The following is a 26865-nucleotide window of genomic DNA, read 5'->3' on the forward strand; positions in this document are numbered from 1 at the left end:
CGGCCCGCGGTGCCGGCAGGGTCAGGGCAGTCGCAGTCCGGCGGCGGTCGTCACCGACTGGTGCGAATAGTCCGCCGCCGCCGGGCGGCTCACGGTGCCGAGCGTGCGCACATGGTCCACGAAGGTCTGCGTGTAGAGCAGGTAGTTGTTGACATAGGCGCCGGTGGCAAAGACCGCGCCGAAGGTGGCGTAGCCGTCGCGTCCGCTGGCGATGAAGTCGTTGGTGACCACGGTGTACAGCCGCATCGGCTCGATGGGCGACCAGGCGCCGGTGCTGCGGTTGCGCACCTGCACATTGCCAAAGCGTGAGCCGCGCGGCTGGCTCATGTCCAGGTCCCAGCGCAGGCCGGCCGCATAGGGGTGGGAGCCACTGGACTGGGCAGCGTCCAGGTGGTTGGACACCGAGTCCTCCAGCACGGCCACCACCTGCTGGCCGGTCAGGCGCAGCTCCACCAGCACATTGGTGAAGGGCAACAGGGTGAAGGCGGTGTTCATGCTCAGCGGACCAGCTGGGACTGCGATGCGCACGCCACCGGCGTTCTGCACCGCCACGTCGGCCGCCAGGCTGCCGGCCAGGAAGGCCTCGGCCACCACCTGGGCGGCGTCGCTGCCGCGCGCCAGGGTGTTGGCGGCCTCGCAGCCCGCCACGCCGCCCGAGCGGTTGGTCGACTCGCCGGGCACGCGCACCAGGCACAGCGCCTCGGATGCATCGCCGATGATCTCGGCCTTGCGCGCCTCCACCTGCGACGAGTAGCCCGCCAGCACGGCGGCGGCGGCGGCATCCGGCTCGGTCACCTTCAGCGCCGAGCCATTCAGGCGCTCCAGCAGCTGTGTTCGGGTGGTGTCGTCCACCGCCACCCAGGCGCCAGCGGCGTCCTGGCGCTTGAAGACTGAGCCTACCAGCAGCGAGGCCTGGCCGCCGCAGGCGGTTACCTCGCCGCTGCGGTTGAACGAGAGCTTCAGCTCGCCGATGGCCTTGCTGTACTCCCAGGCCTGGCCGATGCAGACCTTCTTGCCGTCCTTGTTCGTGACGATGGTCGGGTAGGCGCCCGAGCTGGCGAGGCCGAAGGACTGGAAGTCGCCCAGCAGCGTGTGCGAGTCGCCGCCAACGATGGCGTCCACGTCGGTCAGCTGCGCAGCCATCGCCCGGTCGGCTTCGTAGCCCTGGTGGGTCAGCAGCACGAAGTGGCGCAGGCCACGCTTCTTGAGCGCGTCGATGGTGCGCTGGGCGGCGACGACCTCGTCCTCGAACACCGTGGTGGCGAGAGGGCGCGAGGAATTGGTGGTTTTGCCCTTGATGTCGATGCCGATGACGGCCACCTTCACCCCCTGGATGCTCTTGATGGTGAAGGGCTGGATGTAGTCGTTCACCGTCTTGGGTGCCAGCGGCGTGCCGATAGCCGGCTGCACGTTGGCCGCCAGCACCGGGGTCTGGCAGGTGCCGCTGCGCAGGTGGTCCAGAAACACTTTGAGGCCAGCGTCGCCGTCATCGAACTCGTGGTTGCCCAGCGCGAAGGCGTCGAAGCAGACTGTGTTCATCAGCTCGGCGTCGGCCTCGCCCTTGAACAGCATGAAGTACAGCGAGCCGGTGACGGCGTCGCCCGCGTGCAGCCGAATCACGTCCTTGCGCTTTTCATAGGCCTTGAAGGCCGCGGTGACCCGGGGAAAGCCACCCAAGTCGACGCGGGTGGCCACCCCGTCGATCTGCAGCTCGGTGTCCGTGAACGGGTCGAGCTGCGAGTGGTGGTCGTTGATGTGTGCCAGCGTCAGGTCGATGGCGGGGAAACGGGGCTGGCCGGTCTTGGGTGTGGTTTCGGACTCGCCTCCACCACAGGCCGATAGGGTCAGTGCCAGACCCGCGCACAGTGCGACCAGGCTGCGCCTCAGGGGATGTGCATTCAAGGCTTTCTCCTCGTGGATGAGATGAAAGCCGGATCGTGCGTGGGCTTGGTGACGGGCCTGTGAAACGGGCACGAGGGGCGGGGTCAGACCTCGACTGGGGTCTCTTCTGCGTCGAAGCTGTCGCGGAACGTGAACCAGATCGATGTGAAGAACATCGAGGCCATGAAGAGCACCGCCGGGTAGACGATCAGGCCCGCGGCGTCTGCGCCGCCGAGCAGGGCACTGAGCAGACTCAGGGACACGCTGAAGGCCACGAACAGCCCGGTCCAGCCGAGCAGGAACACCAGCAGCGCGCCCTTGTTGGCCCAGCTGGCCATGAGGCTGAAGAACAGGCTCTTGACCGGTGGCACGTCGTGCCAGAAGAGCAGGGCGGGCGCGTGCCAGAACAGCATTTGCAGCGGCATCATGGCCGCCAGGCCGAACCACAGTGCCGGACTGGTGACCATGCTGCGCATGGCCTCCTCGGCGGTCATGGTGGCGGCGCCCTCGGGGTTGCCTTCCATCAGGCCCACCAGCAGCAGGATCACCAGCAGCCCCAGGCCGTACAGACCGCCCAGGGTGAGCATGCCCCGGGTCTTGGCGGGGCCGCCACGGAGGGCGGTGACCAGCTGCTTGGGCATCGGGAACCGCCCGGCCTCGGCCTCGCGCGAGGCCGACATCAGGCCCAGGTTGACCGCCGGGGTCAGCAGGGTGGCCAGGGCGGTGCCGAGGAAGGGCACAAGGGCCAGCACCGACACCACCGCCATGAACATGAAGAACAGGCCCGACATGGCCGGCGGTTGCCGCAGGAAGGTCTTGACGCCCAGCCGCACCCACTGCAGGCCGGTGGAAGCGGGCACGGTGCGCAGTTTCATGGCACGGCCTTCAGGCGGGCACGCCGCCGGCGTCGCGCAGCGAGTCCGCCAGCTCGCGGGCCTGGCGCACGCGTTCGCGCAGCACGCGCTCGAAATGGCCCGGGTCGTGCGGCTTGAGCATCGCTGCCTCGCGCGGCAGGTGCCAGTCCCACAGCCGCGAGAGCCAGAAGCGCAGCGCGCCAGCGCGCAGCATGGCGGGCAGCAGCTGGCGTTCGGCCGCCGTCAGCGGGCGCACCGACTGGTAGGCCGCCAGCATGGCGTGCGCGCGGCTCTCGTCGTGCAGGCCGTCGGCCGCCTCGTCGCCGTGGAAGATGCACCAGTCGTTCAGCGTCACCGCCAGGTCGAACAGCCAGCTGTCGTTGCCGGCGAAGTAGAAGTCGAAGAAACCGCAGAGGCGGTCGCCGTCGAACATCACGTTGTCGCGGAACAGGTCGGCGTGCACCGGGCCATGGGGCAGCGCCTTGAACGCGGGCTGCGCGGCCACGTGGTTCTGGTAGGCCCGCTCGCTGCGGATCAGGATGGCCTGGTCGTCGCTCAGGTGGGGCAGCACCACCGGCACCGTCTCGTTCCACCAGGCCAGGCCGCGCAGGTTGGGCTGCTGCATGGCGAAGTCCTGGCCGGCCAGGTGCATGCGGGCGAGCATGGCGCCCACCGCCTCGCAGTGCACCACCGAGGGCCGCAGTTCGCTGTGCCCGGCCAGCTTGTTGACCACGGCTGCGGGCTTGCCCTGCAGCCTGTGCAGGATCTCGCCCTTGGGTTTGGCGGCGGGTTCGGGCACCGGGATGCCCTTTTGCGCCAGGTGCTTCATCAGCCGCAGGTAATACGGCAGCTGTTCGAAGCCCAGGCGCTCGAACACCGTGAGCACGTGTTCGGTCTCGACGCCGTCCAGCACCGTGGTGGCGAAGTAGTTGGTGTTTTCAATGCCCCCCTGGATGCCGCGCAAGGCGGTGAGCTCACCCAGTTGGAGTTCGCGCAGCAGCGCAGCGGCTTCGTCCTGCGGGACTTCGGTGTAAACGGCCATGGAAACGGGAAAGGATCAGAAGCTCAGAAGGCGCCAGCGGCTGCGGCCGCTGCTGCCCTGGCCTTCGGTGGGCAGGTCCGAGCCGCTCTGGGGGGCAATTTCATAGGCCGGGGCGCCGTTCTTGGGCTGCACGTCGATGCTGCGGGTCTGGCCGCCGATGCGCACCTCGTCGATGCGGGAGCCGGCGTCTTCGTGCGTGATGCGTTCGATCACCTTGGCTTCGCCCGCCGGCAGACGGGGCTGTTCGGCCGGTGTGGGCGCCGGGGTGCCGGTCTGGGCCAGCACGGGCAGGGACGCGGCAATGGCGAGGGCCAGCGGGAGGGATCGGAGCAGGGTTGGGGCGCGCATGCCGCATTGTAGGCACGGACCGGCCCTGTCGCCGCTGCTGCCCGGCCATCCCCGACAATCGCCCCCATGTCCGAACAAACCACCCCGCGCCTGCTGCTGGTCGACGGCTCCAGCTACCTCTACCGCGCCTTCTTCGCCGGCGGCGACGCCATGAGCACCACCCTTCCAGACGGCACGGTGCAGAAGACTGGCGCCATCCGCATCATCATCAACATGATGCAGAAGCTGCTGAACGACTACCCGTCGACCTACGCAGCCTGCGTCTTCGACGCCAAGGGCCCGACCTTCCGCGATGCCCTCTACCCTGAGTACAAGGCCCAGCGCAGCCCCATGCCTGACGACCTGCGCAGCCAGATCACGCCGATCCACGAGGTGGTGCGCCTCTCGGGCTGGCCGGTGCTGGACGTGCCCGGCGTCGAGGCCGACGACGTGATCGGCACGCTCGCCGTCACGGCGGCGCAGCAGGGCATCGAGGTGCTGATCAGCAGCGGCGACAAGGACCTGGCGCAGCTGGTGAACGAACACATCACCATCATCGACACCATGAGCGGCAAGGTGCGTGACCTGGCCGGGGTGGAGGCCGAGTTCGGCGTGCCCGCGCGCCTGATGCTGGACTACCAGATGCTGGTGGGCGACACGGTGGACAACGTGCCCGGCGTGCAGGGGGTGGGCCCCAAGACGGCCGTGAAGCTGCTGCAGGAATACGGGTCTATCGACCAGCTGATCGCTCAGGCGGACCAGGTCAAGGGCGCCGTGGGCGAGAAGCTGCGCAAGGCGCTGGACTGGCTGCCCACGGGGCGCCAGCTGCTGACCATCAAGACGGATTGCGACCTCAACGGCTGGGTGCCGGGGCTGCCGGCACTGGACGCGGTGCGCATGGGCGAACCGCAGAAGGCGCCGCTGCGCACGTTCTACGAAACCTACGGCTTCAAGGGCCTGGCCAAGGCGCTGGGTGGCGGCGAGGCGGCGGCACCGGCTGCCGCGCCCGTTGCAGCGCCGGGCGGCACCGATGACTTGTTTGCCGAACCGGCCGCCGCCGCACCGCGCGCCAGCACCCTGGCCTACGACACCATCCTCACCTGGGAGGCGTTCGATGCCTGGCTGGCGAAGATCGAGGCCGCCGACCTGACCGCCATCGACACCGAGACCACGTCGCTGGACGAAATGGTGGCGCAGATCGTGGGCATCAGTTTCAGTGTCACCCCGGGCGAAGCCGCCTACATCCCGCTCAAACACGAGGGGCCGGACGCGCCCGGGCAGTTGCCGTTCGACGAGGTGCTCGCCAAGCTCAAGCCCTGGCTGGAAAACCCGGCCAAGCACAAGCTCGGACAACACATCAAGTACGACCGCCACGTGTTCGCTAACCACGGCATCGAGGTGCAGGGCTACGCGCACGACACCATGCTGCAGAGCTATGTGCTGGAAGTGCACAAGCCGCACGGCCTGTCCAGCCTGGCCGAGCGCCACCTGGGCCGCAGCGGCATCCAGTACGAAGACCTGTGCGGCAAGGGCGCGCACCAGATCCCGTTCGCGCAAGTCGATGTGGCCAAGGCCGCCGAATACTCCTGCGAAGACAGCGACCAGACCCTGGACGTGCACCGCGCCCTGTGGCCGCAGATCGAAGCCGACGCCAAGCTGAAGTTCATCTACGAACTCGAAATCGCGAGCAGCGAAACCCTCTACCGCATCGAACGCAACGGCGTGCTGATCGACGCGCCCACGCTGGCCAAACAGAGCCACGAACTGGGGCAGCGCATCTTCGCGCTGGAGCAGGAGGCCTACGAAATCGCTGGCCAGCCCTTCAACCTCAGCAGCCCCAAGCAACTGGGCGAGATTTTCTTCGACAAGCTGGGCCTGCCCGTCATCAAGAAGACCGCCACAGGCGCGCGCAGCACCGACGAAGAGGTGCTGGAAAAACTGGCCGAGGACTACCCGCTGCCGGCGAAGATCCTGGAGCACCGCAGCCTCATCAAGCTCAAGGGCACCTACACCGACAAGCTGGCCCAGCTGGCGCTGCCGCGCACCGGCCGTGTGCACACCCACTACGCGCAGGCCGTGGCCGTGACCGGGCGCCTGTCCAGCAACGACCCCAACCTGCAGAACATCCCCATCCGCACCGCCGAAGGCCGCAAGGTGCGCGAGGCCTTCGTCGCCGCGCTGGGGCACGTGATTGCCAGCGCCGACTACTCGCAGATCGAGCTGCGCATCATGGCCCATCTCAGTGACGATGCGGCCCTGCTGCGCGCCTTCCAGGAAGGGCAGGACGTGCACCGAGCCACCGCGGCCGAGGTGTTCGGCATCACGCCGGCCGAGGTCAGCAACGAGCAGCGCCGCTACGCCAAGACCATCAACTTCGGCCTCATCTACGGCATGGGGACGTTTGGCCTGGCCAAGTCGCTGGGCATCGAGAACGCCGCCGCCAAGACCTATATAGACCGCTATTTCGCGCGCTTTGCCGGCGTCAAGCAGTACATGGACGACACGCGCGCGCTCGCCAAGGAGCAGGGCTACGTGGAAACCGCGTTCGGCCGCAAGCTGGTGCTGCCCGACATCAAGAACGCCAAGGGCGCCAAGCTGGCCGCGCTGGAGCGCCAGGCCATCAACGCGCCCATGCAGGGCACGGCGGCCGACCTCATCAAGCTGGCCATGGTGGCGGTGCAGAAGGCGCTGGACGACCAGGGCAAGGGCACGAAGATGATCATGCAGGTGCACGACGAACTGGTGTTCGAGGTGCCCGAGGCCGAGGTGGACTGGCTGCGCACCGAGATCCCGCGCCTGATGGCGGGTGTGGCGCAGCTCAAGGTGCCGCTGCTGGCCGAGGTGGGCGTGGGGCCGAACTGGGAACAAGCGCACTGAGTGCCCGCGGCCTCAGCCCACCGGCAGCACCACCTTCGTGTACGGGTGGTCGATGCCTTCCGCCCACAAGTTGACCCACAGGCGGTCCGCGCCCCCAGGCGCATCGGTCTGCAGGGTCATGAAGTTGCGGCAGCCGATCAGCCGGCGCCGGGCGGTCGGGAACTCCACCATCTGGCCGGTCAGCCCAGGCTCCAGGGTCTCGGTCTGCTTGCAGGCCTCTTCGAGGAAGTAGCGCGCCACGCCAGCCGGCGGCGGGTGGGTCACGCCGCTGCTGGTGAGCTGGGTCAGGCCGCGCGCCTCGGGCGAGAGGTCGCTGCGGTCCGACTCGATCACGCCGATGGCGGCCACGTGCACGTCGCCCGAGAGCACGGTGACCCGCAGGCCGCGCGCGCTGGCGTCCAGCAGCCGGTGCACCAGGCGCAGGCGTTCGGCCTGGTGGGGTGGGCTGGTCCAGTGGTCGCGCAGGTCGTCTTCCAGTTCCTCGATGGCCGGCAGGGCGCCGAGCATCTTCTCCAGCTGCTCGAAGCTGGGGTGCATCACCGGGATGCTGCTTATCACCAGCAAGTGCCGCAGGTCACCGGCGGCCAGCTGGGCGTCGAGCCAGGCGTAGACGGCGCTCCAGCTGGCCGGGCTCATCACCTGGTCGGCCAGCACGGTCTTGCGTCCTGCGGCGTCGGTGCTTTCGCTGCGCGGCCGGCGCTCGCTGCGCAGGTCGAGCACCAGCAGGCCGGTGCTGCCGAAGCGGTAGGCGCTGTTGTGTGCGGTCTGGGCGGGCAGGGTGGCAGGCGGCGGTGCACCCAGCATCTGGCGCTGGAACAGTTCGAACGCAGAGCGGGCGATCTCGAACAGGCCCTGGAACACGGGGCTGCCGTGCAGCTCGCCCGGGTGTGATCCCCAGCCATCGATGATGTCGTGGTCGTCCCACATCATCACGCTGGGCACCGAGGCCAGCAGCGCGGCGGTCTCGGGCTGGTTCCAGCGTTCCAGGTAGAACTCGGCGAAACGGGTCTGCAGCGCGGCCCGCAGGCTGTCGCTGAAAGCCATGTGGGTGCGGGTGAACCACTCGACCTCGGTCCAGTCCCGCAGCTCGGGCACGGTGGCCCAGATGTCGTCGCTGTAGATCTGGTCACCGCCCATGAGCAGCAGCTCCAGCGGCCCGGCCGGGATGCCGTCGACGCGCTCCTGCTGCTCGTGCAGGTGGCCCATGCGGGCCCAGAGGGCGTTGGCGTTCTTCATGGTCTTGCGGGTGCGCGCGTCGGAGAACCCATTGCACGACACGTAGGCCATGCTGGGCGTGGCGCCCAGGGCAGGCACCTGGAAGCTGTGGCTGTGGCCCGCCAGCCGGTAGCCGATGCGCTGGGCGCTGGCGGTCTGCCGCACCGCGATGTCGAAGCGCCAGGCGGTGGCGTCCAGGCCGGGCACCGGCCCGCTGGTGCCGCTGACCAGCTCGGCCGGCACGTTCAGGCGCAGCGCCGGCTGCGGATCGGTGGCGTCGCAGACGATCATCAGGCTCAAACCCCAGACGCCGCCCTGGCATCCGAGAAACTGCAGAATGGGTCCGGTCAGGGTCATGGCGCTGTCCTCCGATGCGCGCCATTGTGTGCCCGACCTGCGCACGCCGCATCCCCTTTTCAGCCACACCCAGGAGACACCGATGCTCAACACCGACCTGATCACCGACAGCCAGGCCCTGCTCGACGCGAAGGCGTCGCAGGGTCATGCCACCCGCCGCACCGCACTCAAGGCCGCACTGGGCGTGGGCTACGCCGCCTCGGTGCTGCCGGTGATGGCGCAGACGGCGATCAAGACATCTGCCGACGGGCTGACCGCAGGCGAGGTGATGATCGATGTCAACGGCTTCAAGATGCCCGCCTACCGCGCGGCGCCGGCCGGCAAGACCGGGCTGCCGGTGGTGCTGGTGCTGTCCGAGATCTTCGGCGTGCACGAGTACATCGCCGACACCGCGCGCCGGTTTGCCAAGGCCGGCTTTCTGGCCATCGCGCCGGAGCTGTTCGTGCGCCAGGGCGACGCCCAGAGCTACGGCGAGATGGCCAAGCTGATCGCCGAGGTGATCTCGAAGGTGCCGGACGCCCAGGTGATGGCCGATCTGGACGCCACGGTGAAGTGGGCCGCGGCCAACGGTGGCGATGCGAAGAAGCTGGGCCTGACCGGTTTCTGCTGGGGCGGGCGCCAGGTCTGGCTGTACGCCGCGCACAACCCGGCGGTGAAGGCCGGCGTGGCCTGGTACGGCCGGCTGGTCGGCCAGACCAGCGAGCTCAACCCGAAGCACCCGGTGGATGTGGCGGCCGGCCTGAACGGCCCGGTGCTGGGCCTCTACGGCGCGGCCGACACCGGCATTCCGCTTGACACGGTTGATAAGATGAAAGCTGCTTTGGCGGCCGGCAATGCGGCGGCCAAGGCGTCGAGCTTTGTGGTGTACCCGGATGCGCCGCACGCCTTCCACGCCGACTACCGGCCGAGTTTCCGCAAGGAGCCGGCCGAAGACGGCTGGAAGCGGGCGCTGGCCTGGTTCCAGCAGCACGGCGTCGCCTGACGCTGCCTGCAGACCCCACCCCCGGGCCGCCTGTGCGGCCCTTTCTTTTTGGTTGACGACATTTCATGACCCTGATTGCGATCCTGTTGGGCACCGTGGCGGCGGGGGTGGGCAGCGTGTGGCTGGCCGCGGCGCTGGGCATGGGGGTGCTGGCGCGGTTCACGCAGCACATGCTGAGCCTGGCCGCGGGTGCGCTGCTGGCCACCGCCTTCATGCACCTGCTGCCCGAGGCGTTCGAGAGTCAGGCGGGCGCGCACGAACTCTTCTCCCTGCTGCTGGGTGGTCTGGTGTTCTTCTTCCTGCTGGACAAGGCCGAGCTGTGGCACCACGGCCACGAACACCACCATGGCGGGGATCACCACGATAACGGCCATGACCACGCGCATGCGCACGTCCAGGGTCATGACCATGGGCACGGCGCTCGTTCCGGTGGCTGGACGGTGCTGGCCGGCGACAGCGTGCACGCCTTCGGCGACGGCATCCTGATTGCTTCGGCGTTTGTGGCCGACCTGCGGCTGGGTGCGGTGACCGCGCTGGCGGTGCTGGCGCACGAGGTGCCGCACCACATGGGCGACCTGGTGGTGCTGCAGCAGACCTCGGGCACGCGCCGCGCCGCCCTGGTGAAGGTGTCGCTGGCCGGCACGGTGACGGCGCTGGGCGGGCTGGTGGGTTACCTGCTGCTGGGCCAGCTCGAAGACTGGCTGCCGTACTTCCTGGTCGCTGCCTCCAGCAGCTTTGTCTATGTGGCGCTGGCCGACCTGATTCCCCAGCTGCAGAAGCGGCTGGGTCTGCGCGCGACGGTGGCCCAGATCGCCTGGCTGCTGGCGGGTATTGCCCTGGTGACCCTGGTCAGCGGGATGGCGCACGCCCACTGAGTCGCAGCCAGCGGCCTCAGCTGGTCGCCTCGCTGCCGAAACAGAACTCGAAACGGGCGCCCTGGCCCACCGCGCCTTCGCCCCAGATGTGGCCGCCGTGGCGCTCCAGAATGCGCCGGACCGTGGCCAGCCCGATGCCAGAGCCTTCGAACTCGCTGCTGGTGTGCAGCCGGTTGAAGGCCTTGAACAGGCGTTCGGCCCGCGCCATGTCGAAGCCCGCACCGTTGTCGCGGATGCAGAACACCGGCGCACCCGGGGTCGCCGGCTCGGCGCGGGTGAGACTGATGCGGGCACCTGCGGTCTGGCGGGTGTATTTCCAGGCGTTGCCCAGCAGGTTCTCTAGCACGATCTGCGCCATGCGCGGGTCGCAGTCGGCATAGAGGCCGTCTTCGATCTCCACCTCCACCTCGCGCGTCGGATCGCGGTGGCGCTCCTGGCGGATCACGTCGTGCGCCAGCTCGCTGAGATTGGTGTTCATGCGCTGCAGGGTGCCCTGGCTCACCCGCGCCAGCGCCAGCAGATCGGTGATCAGGCTGTTCATGCGCTGGACCGAGCCCTCAATGCGTTCGAACAGGTCGATGTCCTCTGCGGTCATGCGCTCGGCCATCTGCTCGCGCAGCAGGTGGCTGAAGCCGTCGATGGAGCGCAGCGGCGACTTCAGGTCGTGCGAGACGGAGTAGGCGAACGAGTCCAGCTCGCGGTTGAGGTACTGAAGCTGGGCGGTGCGCGCCGCCACACGCTGCTCCAGCGTGTCGTTCAGTTTGTGGATCTCGCGGTCGCGGCGCAGCCGTTGCAGTTCGGCGTTGCAGCGGCTGGCGAAGATGGTCAGCAGCGCGTCCAGCTGGGCGTTCGGCGGCGGCCGCTGGCGCCAGACGGCGGTGAGCAGGCCCACCACGGAGCCATCTCCGTCGTGCAGCGGCAGGCCCAGAACGGACTGGAGAGGCACTTCCGAAAACGGCGGCACCATGTTCATGTGGGCAGGGCTGGGGCTGTCGACACGCAGCAGTGTCGTCTGCAGCAGAGCCTGTTCGCAGAGGGTCTGGTGCAGCGGGTGGGTGCTGTTGGGGAGCAGCCGGCCGTCCCACACCAGCGCCAGGGTGTGCAGCTGCTTCTGGGCGTCCACCTCTCCCACCATGACGCCGTCGGCGCCGATGGCGTTGGCCAGGTGCTCGACCAGCGAGCGGAAGAAGGCCTCGCCCGTGTCGCCCGAGACACCCTCGGCCACATTCAGCAGCATGGCCTCGCGCCGCTTTTCTTCGTCCACGTTCAGGGTGAAGGACAGGGCGCAAGGCTCATTGTCGATCTCGATGATCTCTGCCCACACCCTCACGGGCACGATGGTGCCTGCCTTGGTACGCATCCGGGTCTCGTATGCCTGCAGACGGCCGTCGCGCCGAAGTGTGCCCACATAGTGGTTGCGGTCGGTCTCGGATACCCAGACGCCCGCCTCCATCGAAGTCTTGCCGGTGAAGTCCTCCTGCGTCCAGCCCAGCACCCGCTCGTTGGCGGGGTTGACCTCGACGAAGCGGCCGTCGCTCAGTCGGGTGATGGTCATGCCCAGCGGGCTGAAGTTGAATGCCTTCGAGAAGCGCTCGCGCGAGATCTCCAGTTCACGGCGCGAGGCCACTTCGGCCGACATGTCGAACACCACCGCGATCAGCAGCCGTTCGGTGGCGCTCTGGGTCACCTCTGCGTACACATGGGCGTGGAAGACCGTGCCGTCCTTGCGCTGCGCCTTGGCTCTCAGGCCGCTGACCCTGCCGTCGGAGTCGATGCAGCGACGGAACTCGGCGTACTCCTCTGTGTCCGCCCACAGACGGGGTGGTCGGCTCCCCACCAGATCGTTGTGCGTGTGGCCGAACAGTGCCTCGAACGCCTGGTTCACGTCGATCACGTCCAGTGTGTCCATCGACTGCACCAGGCAGGCCGCCGGTGTGCTGCGGAACAGGGCCTGGAACCGGCCCTGGCTCAGGCGCAGCAGGCGTTCTACCTCCCGGCCGTGCTCCAGCGCCAGGTTCTGGCTGCGATAGGCGTCCAGCATGCGCCGCCGACCGAGGTTGACCGTGATCATCAGGCTGATGAGGATGGCGGTCTGTGAGATCCACACGGCCCAGCCGGTGGGGGTCTCCGGCGCTGTGATCAGGTGCAGGTTTTCTGCGACGTTGAGCACCCCGAGGATGGTGATGCCCAGCGCACCGCTGATGAGCATGTTCCGGCGGGAGAGGAAGACCCCGGCCCCGACCACCGCGGCGATCATGACCAGCGTGGCCATGCTGCGCACCGTGCCATGGGCCACGATGGCGGCGCCCGAGGCGAAGATCATGGCATACACCAGCATGGGTGCCACCAGTGTGCGCAGGCGCGTGGCGTACAGGCCCAGCAGCAGGTAGTCGATCAGAGAGAGTCCGATGGCCACCCAGGTCAGTGCCACCAGACCGTCCCGCAGATAGACGCCAAAAGCCACCAGCGGACCGGCGACCCCGATGCACAGCAGCAGTGCCAGCAGCGAGCGTTCCTGGTAGCGCTGCAGATTCAGCGGCTGTTCGGTTGTTTCGACGGCGGGAAGGTGGAGGGGCGCGTTCATCTGTGTGCAGAAGCTGACGTCAGGGAGAAGCGGAACTCGGCGCCTTCACCGGGCTTGCCGACGCCCTGGATCTGGCCGCCATGCCGGTCCACGATGCGGCGCACCGTGGCCAGGCCGATGCCTGTGCCTTCGAACTCGCTGGGGCCGTGCAGCCGCTGGAAGGGCTTGAACAGCTTGTCCGCGTAGGCCATGTTGAAGCCGACGCCGTTGTCCCGCACGAAGAAGCTCGTGCGGTCCGGGTCACCGTCCTTGCACCGTCCCATCTCGATCAGCGGCTGCGGCTGGTCCCTGGTGTACTTGACCGCGTTGCCCAGCAGGTTGTCCAGGGCGATGCGCGCCAGCCGGGCGTCGCAGACGCTGACCAGGCCAGGTTCGATGCGCCACGCAAGAGGCCTGTCCGGGTGCTTGGCCTGTTCTGCCTGCATCACCTGTTCGGCGATCTCGCTCAGGTTGGCCATGCCCAGCGCCATCTTGCCCTGGCTCACCCGGGCCAGCGCCAGCATGTCGGCGATCAGGGTGCTCATGCGGTGGGTCGACGCCAGCACGCGGTCCAGCAGCTGTTCCTCGTCGGCGGTCAGCCGCCCCTGCAGCTGTTCGCTCAGCAGGCTCGTGAAGCCGTCGATCGCACGCAACGGCGACTTCAGGTCGTGCGACACCGAGTACGCGAACGAGTCGAGCTCCGCGTTGAGCTTCTGCAACTCGGCGGTGCGCGACAGCACCCGCTGCTCCAGCGTGGCGTTGAGCTGCTGGATTTCGCGCTCGCGCCGCAGCCGCATCAGTTCGGCCGTGGCCCGGCTCGCAAAGATCGACATCAGTGCCCGCATCTCGGCGGTGAGCGTGATGGGCTGGCGCCACATGGCCTTCAGCACGCCTATGGCGGTGCCGTCCTGGTCCCGCAGGCTCTGACCGACATAGGCGCTTGCGTGCACGCCGGTCCGTGAACGTTCGGCAGGAAATGCCGTGTCCACGCCCTGCTCGTAGACGCACAGGTCGTACCGCGACAGGGTTTCGTTGCAGGGAGTGTCTTGCGGTGAGTAGGTGAAGTTGGGCAACGAGCTGCCATCTCTGCACACCGCCAGCGTTTGGACCAGTTGGTCCGGGAGCAGTTCGCTGACCACCACCAGATCGGCCTTGAGGGCGGGGGCAGCGTGTCGCACCAGCGCATCGAAGAAGGCTTCACCGACCTCGCCGGTCATGCCACGGGCCACGCTCAACAGCAAGGCCTCGCGCCGCTTCTCTTCCGAGACGTTCACCGTGGACGACAGGATGCACTCTTCCCCTTCGATGTCGATCAGCACCGCCCACAGCCGCACATCGACCGGCTTGCCATCCCTGTTGCGCATCTGGCTCTCGTAGGCCAGCACGCGGCCGTCGCGCTTGAGCTGATCGACGTAGGCCTGCCGGTGGGCCGGCGTGAGCCAGACACCGCTGTCCAGCGTGCTCCTGCCGCGCAGATAGTTTGCACTCATGCCTTCGGAGATGACACCTGCCCTGTTGACCTCCAGGATCAGTCCGTCGGACAGGCGGGTGATCGCCAGGTTCATCGGACTGAAGTTGAAGGCCTTGGCAAAGCGCTCCTCCGAGCGACGCAGGCGTTCGAGGGTGGCGTTCTGCTCGGTGATGTCGGTGACCGTGGTGATGATCAGCCGGTCCTGTGGGTCGTCGCCCATCTCGCTGGTGATGAGCGCATCGAAGCGGCTGCCATCGACCCTGAGGCCCTTGACGAGGGTCTGGTCCGCCCGGCGGCTGGCGAACAGCTGTTCCAGGTAGCGGGCTCGCTGCTCTGGCTCTGCCCAGAGCATCTCATCGCTGCAGCCGAGCACGTCTTCGCGGCTGCGTCCGTAGCAGCGTTCGAAGGCCGGGTTGACGTCCAGGATCAGGCCGTTGCGGGCCGACTGCGCGATCATCGGGCTGGGGCTGTTGCGGAAGATCCGGGTGAACCGCTCCAGGCTCTGGTCCCGTTCCTGCTCGCTGCGGATGCGCCGTTCCAGCTCACGGCTCTGCAGATCCAGCGCCTGCTGGGCCCGGGTCCGGCTGTGGTAGACCATGATCGCCACCACCACCATGGTCATGGCATAGGTCAGCCAGACCGTGAATCCGACCTTGAAGGTGGCTGTCCTGAACCAGCCCTTCCACTCCATCCACGTCAGTACGCCCAGGATGACCACGCTCAGCGCCACCGTCAGGAACAGGGCGCGCCTTGGCAGGAAGATGCCGGCGCCAGCCACCGCCGCCACGAACAGGAAGCTCGCGGCGGTGCGCACCGAACCGAAGGCCACGATGCCGATCACCGCTGCGATCAGGACCGCGGTCACCAGCAGGGGCGCCACTAGCTGCTGGTACCCCCTGCGCAACAGCAGCAGGACCGTCCAGGCGGAGAGCGCGATCAGTGTGGGCGCTATCGCCTCCGACAGGTTGGAGCTGCTCAGGTACACCAGGGGGGCCAGGATGGTGGCAGCAATGGCCACCAGCAGACCGATGGCCCGCAGTGGATTGGAAGTGGGTTCGAGGGTTGGGCTGGACACGCGGTGCGGGGTTTCAGGGATCGGTTGGCGCAAAGACACGTGTCTGACCTATCGTCCCGTCAGCCGGGAACTTGACTCCGGGCGCAGGGCAGGCCGGGGGTGTTGCACCACTCGCTCCAGCTGCCAGGAAAGAGGGCCGTGCGTCCGAAGCCGGCGATTTCCATGGCCAGAAGGTTCGGGATGGCGCTCACACCGCTGCCACAGTGGTGCACCACCGCAGCCGGGTTGCGCCCCGCCAGCAGGCGCTCGAAGTCGGCCCGCAGTTCGGTGGCGGGCTTGAAGCGACCGTCCGGGCCGATGTTTTCGGTGAACGGCCGGTTGCGCGCTCCGGGGATGTGGCCCGCCACCGGGTCCAGTGGTTCGACCTCGCCACGGAAGCGGGCTGCGCCGCGCGCGTCCACCAGTGTGAGGTCGGGCTGGCCCAGCCGGCGAGCGATGTCCTGCGCCGCCAGCGTTTCGGCGCGGGCGGGCTGCAGTTCGAACCGGCCGGGATGGGGCGCAGGCGACGCGCCTTCGGCCACCGCACCGCCCGCCGCCTGCCAGGCGGCCAGCCCGCCGTCCAGCACCGCCACAGCCTCGTGCCCGCACCACTTGAGCATCCACCACAGCCGGCCGCAGTAGTTCGCGCCCTGCCGGTCCATCGCCACCACCTGCTGACCGGGGTTCAGACCAAGGGTCTGCAGGCGCCGGGCAACCGTCTCACGGGAGGGCAGGGGGTGCCGTCCGCCACTGGCGCGGTCGGATCCGGTCTTGTCGCTCAGGTGCTCGTCCAGGTCCACATGCACCGCGCCGGGGATGTGGGCGGCCTCGAACTGCTGGCCCCCCGCGGCGGGGTTCATCAGGTCGAAGCTGCAGTCCATCACCAGCACCGGCTGGTGGTCGTCCAGGAGTTGCCGCAGCTGCGCGGCAGAAATGAGGGTGGTGTACATGCGGCTGATTTTCCGGCAGAGCGGGACCGCTGACGATCACACCAAAGTCCTAATGGCCCGCCCGTCGCGTGCAGGCGCGCACGGATTCAGTGCTCTTCTGCCGGCGCGTGGGGCACAGCGCGTGCCCGCAAGACAGTGGCCGCAATGCCACTGACGATGATCAGGCCCATGCCGGCCCAGCCGATCAGGGGCAGCCGGTCGCCGAACACCGTCAGGCCGAAGATGCCGGCGAACACGATGCCCGAATACTGGAGGTTGGCCACGACCATGGTGGCGCCGCTGGAGTAGGCGCGGGTCATGCACAACTGACCGCCCAGCGCCAGCAGCCCGATGGGCAGCAGCCACAGCGCGGAAGGCCAGCTCCAGGGTGTGGCTCCGACGAACAGCATGCCGATCAGGCCGGCGACCACAGCCCCGATGGAGAAATAGAACACCGTGCGGCTCTCGGGCTCGCCCGCCCGGCTCAGCGCCGACACCTGCAGGTAGGCGAAGGCCGCGAAGATGCCGGACATCAGGCCGACCAGCGCGCCCAGCATCTGGTCGGGGGCCAGGGTGGGGCGCAGCATCATCGCCACGCCGCCGAAGCCCGCCAGCACGGTCAGGAACAGCGGGGCCTGTTGCCGGACCGGGGCATTGCGGCCCTGGGTCAGCAGGGCGCCGCCGAGCAGGAAGGTGGCGATCCAGACGCTGCTCATGTAGTTGAGCGTCATCGCGGTGGCCAGCGGCAGCACGGCGATCGCATAGAACCAGGCCGTCAGCGAGATGGTGCCCACCACGCTGCGCCAGACGTGCATCATGGGCACCGTGGTGCGCAGCGAGACGCCGCTGAACCGCGTGAAGCCGTAGAGGAAGACAACCCCCACCACGCCCCGGTAGGTGACGATCTCGAAGCTGTTGAAGTGCGCGGATGCGAACTTGATGCAGACCCCCATGCTGGCAAAAAACAGGGATGCCAGCAGCATCCAGAGGGCCTGCATGGGGGCTCAGCCTTTCAGTGCATCGCCGAGGCGGCTGCGGTACCACTCGTGGAAGTGCTGCATGCCGTCTTCCATCGGACTCTGGTAGGGCCCCACCTCGTTGTCGCCGCGCTCGTACAGGGCCTTGCGGCCCGCGTCCATGCGCTCGGCGATCTCGTCGTCCTCGATGCAGGTCTCCATGTAGGCCGCGCGTTGCGCCTCCATGAAGCCGGGTTCGAAGGCTGCGATCTCTTCGGGGTAGTAGAACTCCACCATGTTCAGGGTCTTGTCCACGCCCAGCGGGTGCAGGGTCGAGACCGTCAGCACATGCGGGTACCACTCCACCATGATGTGCGGGTAGTAGGTCAGCCACACCGCGCCCTGCGCGGGCAGCTCGCCGTTGCGGTACTGCATCAGCACCTCGTGCCACTTCTGGTACGTGGCGCTGCCGGACTTGAGCAGGTTCTGGATCCCCACCGTCTGCACCGAGTATTCGGGCTTGAACTCCCACTGCAGGTCGTCGCAGGTCACGAAGTTGCCCAGACCGGGGTGGAAGGGCTCGACGTGGTAGTCCTCCAGATAGACCTCGATGAAGGTCTTCCAGTTGTAGTTGCAGGTGTGCAGCTCGACGTGGCCCAGCACCATGCCCTCGAAGCTGAGCGTGGACGCCGGCCCCATGTTCGCGAGGTCGGCGGCGATGTCGCGGCCGTTGTCCTCGAACAGCAGGCCGTTCCACTCGCGCAGCGGGTATCGCTTGAGATCGGCGCAGGGGTCGTGCGAGAAATGCGGGGCGCCCAGCAGGGTGCCCAGCTTGCTGTTGGCCGACTGGCCACCGCTGTAGGTCCAGCGGTGCAGGGGGCAGACGATGTGGCCGCCGCTGTGACCCTTGGCGTTCTGGGCCAGGTTGCCGCGGCCCTTGAGCATCACGGCCTGGCGGTGGCGGCAGATGCTGGAAACGAGTTCCACACCGTTGGCGGTGCGCACCAGCGCGCGTCCTTCACCCTCCTGTGGCAGGGCGAAGTAGTCGCCCAGCTCGGGAACCGCGTTCACGTGCCCCACATAGCGGGGCCCGTGCTGGAAGATCGTTTCAAGTTCCCTGCGGAACAATGCCTCGTCGAAGTAGCTGGAAACCGGCAATTGGCTTGCGGCCTGCTGCAATTGAAGACTCAAATCAGACATGGTGGTCTTGACCTAAAGACTCCCCCTATGAAGGGGCAGGGTGAAGCGCTCGAGCGAGTGAACGATCTGCGCGGGATGGGTGAAGTGCTGCGTCCCTCCGGGCGTGTGAGGCCCGTCAGTTGAACAAAAAAGAGGCGGGATTGTACCCCGCCGCTTCCGGGGTCCTGGGGTGGCTGGAGATTGCCCGGGGCGAGGGATAAAATCGCGCGCTGGCCCTGCCGTCCGCAGGGTGTGCGTCGGGTGTTTGCCACCCGCTAACGACCTCAGCGAATGACCTCTCCGACCCCCACAAAGCCCACCCGATCGAGCCGCTCGGCCGAAGCGCCTGCCACCCCGGCCAGCTACGAGGCCGCGCTGGAGGAGCTGGAGCAGCTGGTCGCCCAGCTGGACGCGGGGCAGTTGCCGCTGGACCAGCTGCTGGGTCGCTACCAGCGCGGTGCCGAGTTGCTCGCCTACTGCCGCGCCCGGCTGGAGGCGGTGGAGAGCCAGATCAAGGTGCTCGAGAACGGCGAGCCCAAACCCTGGGACGGCCAATGAGCGCGGGCCTGTCGGACAACGCCGCGTTTGTGGCTTGGCGGGTGCGCCAGCAGGAGCACGTGGAGCAGGCCCTGTCGAACTGGGTACCGGCCGATGCGCCGGCCGGTCTGGGGCTGGTCATGCGCTATGCGGTGCTGGACGGCGGCAAGCGCCTGCGTCCGCTGTTGGCGCTGGCGGCTTGCGAGGCCGCGCAGGGAGACCCTGCGGTGGCCATGCGGGCGGCCTGTGCGGTGGAACTCATCCATGCGTACTCGCTGGTCCACGACGACATGCCCTGCATGGACAACGATGTGTTGCGGCGCGGCAAGCCCACGGTGCACGTCAAGTACGGCGAGGCGCAGGCCCTGCTGGCCGGCGACGCCCTGCAAGCTCTGGCGTTCGAGTTGCTGGTGCCCGACGATGGTTCGGTGCCCGCGGCGCTGTCGGCCCGTCTGTGCCGCCAGCTGGCCGCGGCGGCCGGCGCCAGCGGCATGGCCGGGGGGCAGGCTGTCGACCTCGCCAGCGTCGGCGTGGCGCTGGACCAGAAGGCCCTGGAGGGTATGCACCGCCTCAAGACCGGCGCCCTGCTGCAGGCCAGCGTCATGATGGGCGCGTCCACTGCGGCCGTTGACCCCGCCGTGTCGCGACACCTGTCCACCTACGGTTCATGCATCGGCCTGGCCTTCCAGGTGGTCGATGACATCCTGGACGTCACCACCGACTCCGCCACGCTGGGCAAGACCGCAGGCAAGGACGCTGCTGCCGACAAGCCCACGTTTGTGTCGCTCATGGGTCTGGAGGCGGCCCAGGCCTACGCCGATGCTGTGCTGGACCAGGCGCACCAGGCGTTGTCCGCCAGTGCCTTGCCCTACACCGACACCCTGCATGCGCTGGCCGACTGGGTTGGCCGCCGTGCATCCTGAACCCGGAACGTCGCCCCTGAGCGAAACACCTGCCCCATGAGCAAACTGCTGTCCACCATCGAATCCCCGGCCGACCTGCGGCGCCTGTCCCGCGCACAGCTGCGCCCCCTGGCCGACGAGCTGCGTGAGCACGTGCTGCAGAGCGTCTCGAAAACCGGCGGGCACCTCAGTTCCAACCTGGGCACGGTGGAGCTCACGGTGGCGCTGCACTACGTCTTTAACACGCCGGAAGACCGGCTGGTCTGGGACGTGGGCCACCAGACCTACCCGCACAAGATCCTGACCGGCCGGCGCGACCGCATGCACTCGTTGCGCCAGCTGGGCGGCATCAGCGGTTTTCCGCGCCGCGACGAGAGCGAGTACGACACCTTCGGCACCGCCCATTCGTCCACCAGCATCTCGGCGGCGCTGGGCATGGCACTGGCCGCCAAGATGAAAGGCGAGAGCCGCCACGCGGTGGCCATCATTGGCGACGGCGCCATGACCGCGGGCATGGCCTTCGAGGCGCTGAACAACGCCGGTGTCGAACACGGCCGCCTGCTGGTGATCCTCAACGACAACGACATGTCGATCTCGCCGCCGGTGGGCGCGCTCAACCGTTATCTGGCACAGCTCATGAGTGGCCAGTTCTACGCGGCCGCCAAGAACGTGGGCAAGACCGTGCTCAAGGGCGCACCGCCGTTGTTCGAGCTGGCCAAGCGGCTGGAAGAGCACGCCAAAGGCATGGTGGTGCCGGCCACGCTGTTCGAGAAGTTCGGCTTCAACTACGTCGGCCCCATCGACGGGCACGACCTGGACTCGCTCATCCCCACGCTGGAGAACGTGCGGCATCTGCTGGACAACGGTGCGGGGCCGCAGTTCCTCCACGTGGTCACCAAGAAGGGCCAGGGCTACAAGCTGGCCGAGGCCGACCCGGTGGCCTACCACGGTCCCGGCAAGTTCGATCCCGCCGTCGGCCTGGTCAAGCCGTCCACGCCGCCCAAACCCACCTTCACCCAGGTCTTCGGCCAGTGGCTGTGCGACATGGCCGCTGCCGATCCCAAGCTGGTGGGCATCACCCCGGCCATGCGCGAAGGCTCGGGCATGGTGGAGTTCCACCAGAAGTTTCCGGGCCGCTACTTCGACGTCGGCATCGCCGAGCAGCACGCGGTGACCTTTGCCGCCGGGCTGGCCTGCGAAGGCATGAAGCCGGTGGTTGCGATCTACTCCACCTTCCTGCAGCGGGGCTACGACCAGCTCATCCACGACGTGGCGCTGCAGAAACTGCCCATGGTGTTCGCACTGGACCGCGCGGGCCTGGTGGGTGCCGATGGCGCGACCCACGCCGGTGCCTACGACATCGCCTACCTGCGCTGCATCCCCAACATGTCGATCGCCTGCCCATCGGACGAGGCGGAAACGCGCCAGCTGCTCTCGACAGCCCACCAACAGGACCACCCCGTGGCGGTGCGGTACCCGCGCGGTGCCGGCGTGGGCGCGGCGGTGCCGGCCAGTCTGGACGGGCTGCCCTTTGGTAAGGGCGAGGTCCGGCGTCGTGGCCACGGTGTGGCCATCCTGGCCTTCGGCACCTTGCTGCATCCTGCGCTCGCCGCTGCCGAGGCGCTCGGCGCCAGCGTCGCCAATATGCGCTGGGCCAAGCCGCTGGACCTCGACCTGCTGCGCGAGATGGCCCGCAGCCACCAGGCCCTGGTCACGCTGGAAGAGGGCTGTGTGATGGGTGGGGCTGGCAGTGCCGTGCTGGAAGCCCTGCAGGCCGAGGGCCTGTCGATGCCGGTGCTGCAGCTGGGGCTGCCCGACGAGTTCATCGAGCACGGCGACCCCGCCAAGCTGCTGGCCAATGTGGGGCTGGACGCCGCCGGCATCGAGTCGTCCATCCGGCGGCGCTTTTCCGACCTGCTTGGTGGCTCCGCTGCTCTCAAGGCCGCCGCCTGAGCGATCGCATTGAAGGAATTTCACGGCTTGTTTGAGGCGTTTCGCATCGCTGCCCGCTTTGGGTGCAGCAAGCTTGCAAAAGCCTGAAGGCGTTCACATTCCTGCTCTGATTTCGAGGGAAAACCCCCAAGGATGGGGGGGGGCGCCTTCCTACAATGGCCCGGACTGCAGAAGTCCCCGACCCCTTCCGGGCGGGCATGAAGTACCAACCACGGAGTCATACAACATGGATCGTCGTTCCATCCTCAAGCACGCCGGTATCGCCGGTGTGCTGGCCGCAGGAGCAGCCCCCGCTGTGCACGCACAGGCCGCCATCCGCTGGCGCCTGGCCTCCAGCTTCCCCAAGGCGCTGGACACCATCTACGGTGCCGCCGAAGTGTTCGCGGAAAAAGTCAGCGCGATGTCCGGCGGCAAGTTCGTCGTCTCCGTGCACCCGGCTGGTGAACTGATGCCTGCGTTCGGCATCGTGGACGGTGTGCAGCAAGGCACCGTCGAAGCCGGTCACACCGCCCCCTACTACTACTTCGGCAAGGACGACACCTTTGCCATGGGCACGGCCATCCCGTTTGGCCTGAACAGCCGCCAGCTGACCGCCTGGTACTTCGACGGCAACGGCATGAAGCTGTTCCGCGAGTTCTACGACAAGTACAACATCATCAACTTCCCCGGCGGCAACACCGGTGCCCAGATGGGCGGCTGGTACCGCAAGGAAGTCAAGACCGTGGCCGACATCAAGGGCCTGAAGATGCGCATCGGCGGTTTTGCCGGCAAGGTGCTGACCCGCATGGGCGGCGTGCCGCAGAACATTCCCGGCGGCGAGATCTACCAGGCGCTGGAAAAGGGCACCATCGACGCGACCGAATGGGTCGGTCCGTACGACGACGAGAAGCTGGGCTTCTTCAAGGTTGCCAAGAACTACTACTACCCAGGCTGGTGGGAAGGCGGCGCCCAGCTCGACTTCTACATCAACAAGGCGGCCTTCAACGCCCTGTCGAAGGAGAACCAGGCCATTGTCGAGGCCGCAACGGCCTACGCCCACACCGAGATGCAGGCCCGCTACGACGCCCGCAACCCGCAGGCGATCAAGCGTCTGGTGGCCAACGGCGCCAAGGTGCTGCCGTTCCCCAAGGCCGTCATGGACGAGGCCTTCAAGCAGTCGATGTCGCTCTACACCGAGCTGAACGATACCAACCCGGCCTGGAAGAAGATCTACGCCGACTACTCGGCCTTCCGCAAGGACGCCAACGTGTGGTTCCGCTTCACCGAGGCCAACTTCGACAGCTTCATGCAGCGCCAGAAGCTGTAAGCCTCACGGACTTCCCGCAAAAGAACCCCGTCTCCACGGGGTTTTTTTGCGTGGAGGGTACCCTGACATTTTTCTGAATTCCTCGCGACTGCACCCTTCTTCCCAAGGGGATCTTCATGTCATTCCTCCTCACGCTCTCCCGCCTGATCGACGCGCTGACCGAGCGCATCGGCAAGCTCGCCATGTGGTGCATCCTGGCGACCACCATGATCAGCGCCGGCAACGCCATCGTGCGCAAGATCTTCGACACCAGCTCCAACGCCTTCCTGGAAATCCAGTGGTACCTGTTTGCAGCGGTGTTCATGCTCGGCAGCGGCTACGCCTTCCTGCGCAACGCCCATGTGCGCATCGACTTCATCTCGTCGAAGTTCAGCGCCCGCGGCCGCAACTGGGTGGATGTGATCGGCATCATCGTCTTCGTGTTTCCGCTGTGCTACATGATGGCCACCCTGGGCTGGCCGCTGTTCATGAACGCCTACGAATCCAAGGAGATGTCGTCCAACGCGGGCGGCCTGATCCGCTGGCCGGTGTTCGCACTGATCCCGGCCGGTTTTGCCCTGCTCGCCTTGCAGAGCGTGAGCGAACTCATCAAGCGCATCGCCTTCCTGACTGGCAACGGTCCGGACGTGCTGGCCCATGAAGGTCCGAGCGAAGAAGAACTCCTGGCCCAGCAACTGCTGGAAGAAGAGCAGCAGCGCCTGAAAGCCGCGCAATAAGAGGCGAGCGAACCATCATGGAATTCATTGCATCCAACTTTGTGCCCATCATGTTCACCGGCTTGCTGGTGTTCCTGCTCATGGGCTTCCCGGTGGCGTTCTCTCTGGCCGCCACCGGCCTCTTCTTCGGCTTCATAGGCATGGAAGTCGGGTTGTTCCCGTCCAACCTGTTCCAGGCCCTGCCGCTGCGGGTGTTCGGCATCATGCAGAACGACACGCTGCTGGCCATTCCGTTCTTCACCTTCATGGGCATCATCCTGGAGCGAAGCCGGATGGCCGAGGACCTGCTGGAAACCGTGGCCCAGGTGTTTGGCCCCGTGCGCGGTGGTCTGGCCGTGGCCGTGATCCTGGTGGGCGCTCTGCTGGCCGCCACCACCGGCGTGGTCGCTGCGGCCGTGATCTCGATGGGCCTGATCTCGCTGCCCATCATGCTGCGCTACGGCTACAACCGGACGATCGCCACCGGCACCATCACCGCCTCGGGCACGCTGGCGCAGGCGATTCCGCCGTCGCTGGTGCTGATCGTGCTGGCCGACCAGCTCGGCCGCTCGGTGGGTGACATGTACGCCGGTGGCCTGCTGCCCGGCCTGATGCTGGTGGGCCTGTATCTGGCCTTCATCGCTGCCGTGGCCATCTTCAAGCCCGACTGGGTGCCGGCGCTCCCTCAAGAGGCGCGCATCTACCGTGAACCCAACGGCGCGAGCGGCCACCGTTCGCTGCTGGTGCTGCTGGCAATCTGCGGCGTGGCTGGCTACATCTGGGCCCAGAACCACAACGCCATCATCAACCCGATGATCGGGCGCGAAATGGAGGCCGCAGGCGACGAGGTGGTCATCATGTCCATCACCGTGGCCTCGCTGCTGGCACTGGTCCTGGCCATCGTCAACCGCGTCACCCGCATGGGCCTGCTGTCCCGCCTGGCCGAGCAGGTCACCTTCGTGCTGATCCCTCCGCTGGTGCTGATCTTCCTGGTGCTGGGCACCATCTTCCTGGGCATTGCAACGCCCACCGAAGGCGGCGCCATGGGTGCCCTGGGCGCGCTGATCATGGCGGCTTCTCGCAAGCGCCTGAGCTTCGATCTGATGCGGCAGGCCGGCGAGAACACGACCAAGCTGGCGATCTTCGTGCTGTCGATCCTGATCGGCTCCACCGTGTTCAGCTTCACCTTCAATGCTGCCGATGGCCACATCTGGGTCGAGCACCTGTTCGACAAGCTGCCGGGCGGTGCGCTGGGCTTCCTGATCATCGTGAACCTGCTGGTCTTCGTGCTGGGCATGTTCATCGACTTCTTCGAGATCGCCTTCATCGTGGTCCCGATGCTCGCGCCGGTGGCGGCCAAGGTGCTGCCGGAGCTGCTGCCCGAAGGTGCGCCGCCGGAGATGGCGCTGATCTGGTTCGGCATCATCCTCGCGATGAACCTGCAGACATCGTTCCTCACGCCGCCCTTCGGCTTCGCGCTGTTCTATCTGCGCTCGGTGGCCGCCCGCAACGACTACACCGACCATGTCACCAAGCAGCGCATCCCCGCGGTGACCACGGCGCAGATCTACAAGGGCTCCATCGCCTTCATCATCCTGCAGCTGATCATGGTGTCGGTCGTCATTGCCTACCCGAAGCTGGTGATCGGCAACATCGAGGCCGCCGCCAAGGTGGACGACGCGACCGTGACCGACATGCTCAACAACATGCCGGGCCTCGAACAGGAAGAGGAACAGGACCCGACCCAGGGCATGGAGGGTGCCGAACAGCCTGCCGAAGGCGATGCGGCCGCACCCGCCGAAGAGGAGGTCGATCCTGCCAAGGCGCTGGAAGACGAACTCAAGAGCGAGAAGAAGGGGCAGTGAGCCCCTTCAGCGGAACCCGAAACATGCAGATTGATGTCAAGGTGCTGGATCCGCGCATGGCGGACCAGCTTCCCTCCTACGCAACGGCCGGCAGCGCAGGCCTGGATCTGCGCGCCTGCCTGGACGCGCCGCTGACCCTGGCGCCCAACGCCTGGCAGCTGGTGCCGACCGGGCTGGCGATCCACCTCGCCGACCCGGGCTACGCGGCCATGATCCTGCCCCGGTCGGGGCTGGGCCACAAGCACGGCATCGTGCTGGGCAACCTGGTCGGACTGATCGACAGCGACTACCAGGGGCAGCTGATGGTGAGCGCCTGGAACCGCAGCGACGTGGCCTTCACCATCGAACCCATGGAACGCATTGCGCAGATGGTCATCGTGCCGGTGGTGCAGGCCCGCTTCAATGTGGTGAGTGATTTCGCCGAGGCCAGCGAACGCGGCGCAGGCGGCTACGGATCGACAGGGCGGGGCTGACAGGCGCAGCCCGCGCGCTGCGTCAGTTCAGTGCAGGGTGGGCGCCTGAGGTGGTTCGTCGCCGGAACCTGAGGAGTCCACCTGCATCCGGAAGAAGCCGGTGCCCAGCGTGCCCCGGCCGATTTCGCTGACCTCGGCCTCGCGCACGTCGTGCACTTTCAGCAGGATGCGCAGTGCGATGCCCGCCAGCGGGTGGTTGCCGTCCATGACCACGTGGTCCGGGTAGATGTCGCTGACGAAGAACAGACGGTCTTTGGGGGCAGCGGCACTGCAACCCTCCGGCAGCCCCTCGAAGCCCATGCCTTCTTCCAGATGTTCCGGAAACAGGTGGCGCGGCTCCAGGAACAGCAGCCGGTCGTCGTAGTCACCGAATGCGTCGTGCGGCTCCAGCTGCAGTTCCAGCGAGTCGCCGGCCTCATGGCCCTGGAGCGCTTTCTCCAGGCTGGCCAGCAGATCGTTGCCACCCACCAGGAACTCGACTGGCTCGTCGAGTGCATCGAGTTCTTCGCCCAGCGTGTCCTTGAGTGTCCAGGTCAGCGCGACCACACATTGTTCGGTGATTTTCATCCGAC

21 protein-coding genes are annotated in these 26865 nt (G+C 67.2%); 10 read left to right on the forward strand and 11 right to left on the reverse strand.

Features of this window, described 5'->3' with window-relative positions; all coding sequences use genetic code 11:
* Positions 1 to 21 precede the first annotated feature (21 nt).
* From HFL01S_RS13410 to HFL01S_RS13425, 4 genes are all read right to left on the reverse strand, one after another.
* Positions 22 to 1902: a 5'-nucleotidase C-terminal domain-containing protein gene (locus tag HFL01S_RS13410; RefSeq protein WP_245644811.1), complete on the reverse strand. Its 1881-nt coding sequence runs from the start codon at positions 1900 to 1902 to the stop codon at positions 22 to 24.
* An 83-nt stretch (positions 1903 to 1985) separates the two neighbouring features.
* Positions 1986 to 2756: a BPSS1780 family membrane protein gene (locus HFL01S_RS13415; protein WP_066259254.1), complete on the reverse strand. Its 771-nt coding sequence runs from the start codon at positions 2754 to 2756 to the stop codon at positions 1986 to 1988.
* 10 nt (positions 2757 to 2766) lie between these two features.
* Positions 2767 to 3777, reverse strand: coding sequence for a homoserine kinase (locus HFL01S_RS13420; RefSeq protein WP_066259255.1), 1011 nt, complete (start codon positions 3775 to 3777; stop codon positions 2767 to 2769).
* 15 nt (positions 3778 to 3792) lie between these two features.
* Complete coding sequence (locus HFL01S_RS13425; RefSeq protein ID WP_066259257.1) at positions 3793 to 4125, reverse strand: hypothetical protein; 333 nt, start codon at positions 4123 to 4125, stop codon at positions 3793 to 3795.
* Between the two features lie 66 nt (positions 4126 to 4191).
* On the opposite strand from HFL01S_RS13425, the gene polA reads away from it, so the two are divergent.
* Positions 4192 to 6981, forward strand: coding sequence for a DNA polymerase I (gene polA / locus HFL01S_RS13430; protein WP_066259259.1), 2790 nt, complete (start codon positions 4192 to 4194; stop codon positions 6979 to 6981).
* 12 nt (positions 6982 to 6993) lie between these two features.
* Here polA and HFL01S_RS13435 read toward each other — a convergent pair whose 3' ends face one another.
* Entirely contained in the window at positions 6994 to 8553 is a 1560-nt protein-coding gene (locus HFL01S_RS13435) for an alkaline phosphatase D family protein (RefSeq protein ID WP_066259261.1), read from the reverse strand.
* 82 nt (positions 8554 to 8635) lie between these two features.
* Between HFL01S_RS13435 and HFL01S_RS13440 the strand changes: the two genes are divergently transcribed.
* Positions 8636 to 9535 (forward strand): dienelactone hydrolase family protein, encoded by a 900-nt coding sequence (locus HFL01S_RS13440; RefSeq protein ID WP_066259263.1) that lies wholly within the window; start codon positions 8636 to 8638, stop codon positions 9533 to 9535.
* Between the two features lie 65 nt (positions 9536 to 9600).
* Complete coding sequence (locus HFL01S_RS13445) at positions 9601 to 10410, forward strand: ZIP family metal transporter (protein WP_066259265.1); 810 nt, start codon at positions 9601 to 9603, stop codon at positions 10408 to 10410.
* Positions 10411 to 10426: 16 nt separating this feature from the next.
* Here the strand turns inward: HFL01S_RS13445 and HFL01S_RS13450 are convergent, their stop codons facing one another.
* The 5 genes from HFL01S_RS13450 to HFL01S_RS13470 all read right to left on the reverse strand — a co-directional run bounded on the left by HFL01S_RS13450 (position 10427) and on the right by HFL01S_RS13470 (position 18583).
* On the reverse strand, positions 10427 to 12994 hold the full coding sequence (locus tag HFL01S_RS13450) for a PAS domain S-box protein (protein WP_066259268.1): 2568 nt from the start codon (positions 12992 to 12994) through the stop codon (positions 10427 to 10429).
* Positions 12991 to 15519 carry a PAS domain S-box protein gene (locus HFL01S_RS13455; RefSeq protein ID WP_066259270.1) on the reverse strand — a complete coding sequence of 843 codons (2529 nt, stop codon included), beginning with the start codon at positions 15517 to 15519 and terminating at the stop codon, positions 12991 to 12993. Before HFL01S_RS13455 ends, HFL01S_RS13450 begins: the two co-directional genes overlap by 4 nt.
* 59 nt (positions 15520 to 15578) lie before the next feature.
* Positions 15579 to 16448: a sulfurtransferase gene (locus HFL01S_RS13460; protein WP_066259271.1), complete on the reverse strand. Its 870-nt coding sequence runs from the start codon at positions 16446 to 16448 to the stop codon at positions 15579 to 15581.
* Between the two features lie 86 nt (positions 16449 to 16534).
* Positions 16535 to 17425, reverse strand: coding sequence for a DMT family transporter (locus tag HFL01S_RS13465; RefSeq protein ID WP_066259273.1), 891 nt, complete (start codon positions 17423 to 17425; stop codon positions 16535 to 16537).
* Positions 17426 to 17431: 6 nt separating this feature from the next.
* A complete protein-coding gene (locus tag HFL01S_RS13470; protein WP_066259274.1) occupies positions 17432 to 18583 on the reverse strand; it encodes an aromatic ring-hydroxylating oxygenase subunit alpha in 1152 nt (383 codons plus the stop codon).
* Positions 18584 to 18853: 270 nt separating this feature from the next.
* Here HFL01S_RS13470 and xseB point away from each other — a divergent pair, with 270 nt between their 5' ends.
* The 7 genes from xseB (at position 18854) to dut (ending at position 26293) form a co-directional block, all read left to right on the forward strand.
* The gene (gene xseB / locus HFL01S_RS13475) at positions 18854 to 19120 is read left to right on the forward strand and encodes an exodeoxyribonuclease VII small subunit (protein WP_066259276.1); all 267 of its coding nucleotides are present in this window, start codon (positions 18854 to 18856) and stop codon (positions 19118 to 19120) included.
* Positions 19117 to 20022, forward strand: coding sequence for a polyprenyl synthetase family protein (locus HFL01S_RS13480; RefSeq protein ID WP_066259278.1), 906 nt, complete (start codon positions 19117 to 19119; stop codon positions 20020 to 20022). Before xseB ends, HFL01S_RS13480 begins: the two co-directional genes overlap by 4 nt.
* Before the next feature lie 36 nt (positions 20023 to 20058).
* Complete coding sequence (gene dxs, locus HFL01S_RS13485; protein ID WP_066259282.1) at positions 20059 to 21954, forward strand: 1-deoxy-D-xylulose-5-phosphate synthase; 1896 nt, start codon at positions 20059 to 20061, stop codon at positions 21952 to 21954.
* 226 nt (positions 21955 to 22180) lie between these two features.
* Positions 22181 to 23260, forward strand: a complete 1080-nt coding sequence (locus HFL01S_RS13490) for a TRAP transporter substrate-binding protein (protein ID WP_066259283.1) — start codon at positions 22181 to 22183, stop codon at positions 23258 to 23260.
* Between the two features lie 116 nt (positions 23261 to 23376).
* Positions 23377 to 23976 (forward strand): TRAP transporter small permease subunit, encoded by a 600-nt coding sequence (locus HFL01S_RS13495; RefSeq protein ID WP_066259285.1) that lies wholly within the window; start codon positions 23377 to 23379, stop codon positions 23974 to 23976.
* Positions 23977 to 23993: 17 nt separating this feature from the next.
* The gene (locus HFL01S_RS13500; protein WP_066259288.1) at positions 23994 to 25820 is read left to right on the forward strand and encodes a TRAP transporter large permease; all 1827 of its coding nucleotides are present in this window, start codon (positions 23994 to 23996) and stop codon (positions 25818 to 25820) included.
* Positions 25821 to 25843: 23 nt separating this feature from the next.
* Positions 25844 to 26293, forward strand: coding sequence for a dUTP diphosphatase (dut, locus tag HFL01S_RS13505; protein ID WP_066259292.1), 450 nt, complete (start codon positions 25844 to 25846; stop codon positions 26291 to 26293).
* A gap of 27 nt (positions 26294 to 26320) precedes the next feature.
* Here dut and HFL01S_RS13510 read toward each other — a convergent pair whose 3' ends face one another.
* The gene (locus tag HFL01S_RS13510; RefSeq protein WP_066259294.1) at positions 26321 to 26860 is read right to left on the reverse strand and encodes an FKBP-type peptidyl-prolyl cis-trans isomerase; all 540 of its coding nucleotides are present in this window, start codon (positions 26858 to 26860) and stop codon (positions 26321 to 26323) included.
* Positions 26861 to 26865 lie beyond the last annotated feature (5 nt).

The sequence above is a fragment of the Hydrogenophaga flava NBRC 102514 genome (genome assembly GCF_001571145.1).
GTDB lineage: Bacteria > Pseudomonadota > Gammaproteobacteria > Burkholderiales > Burkholderiaceae_C > Hydrogenophaga > Hydrogenophaga flava.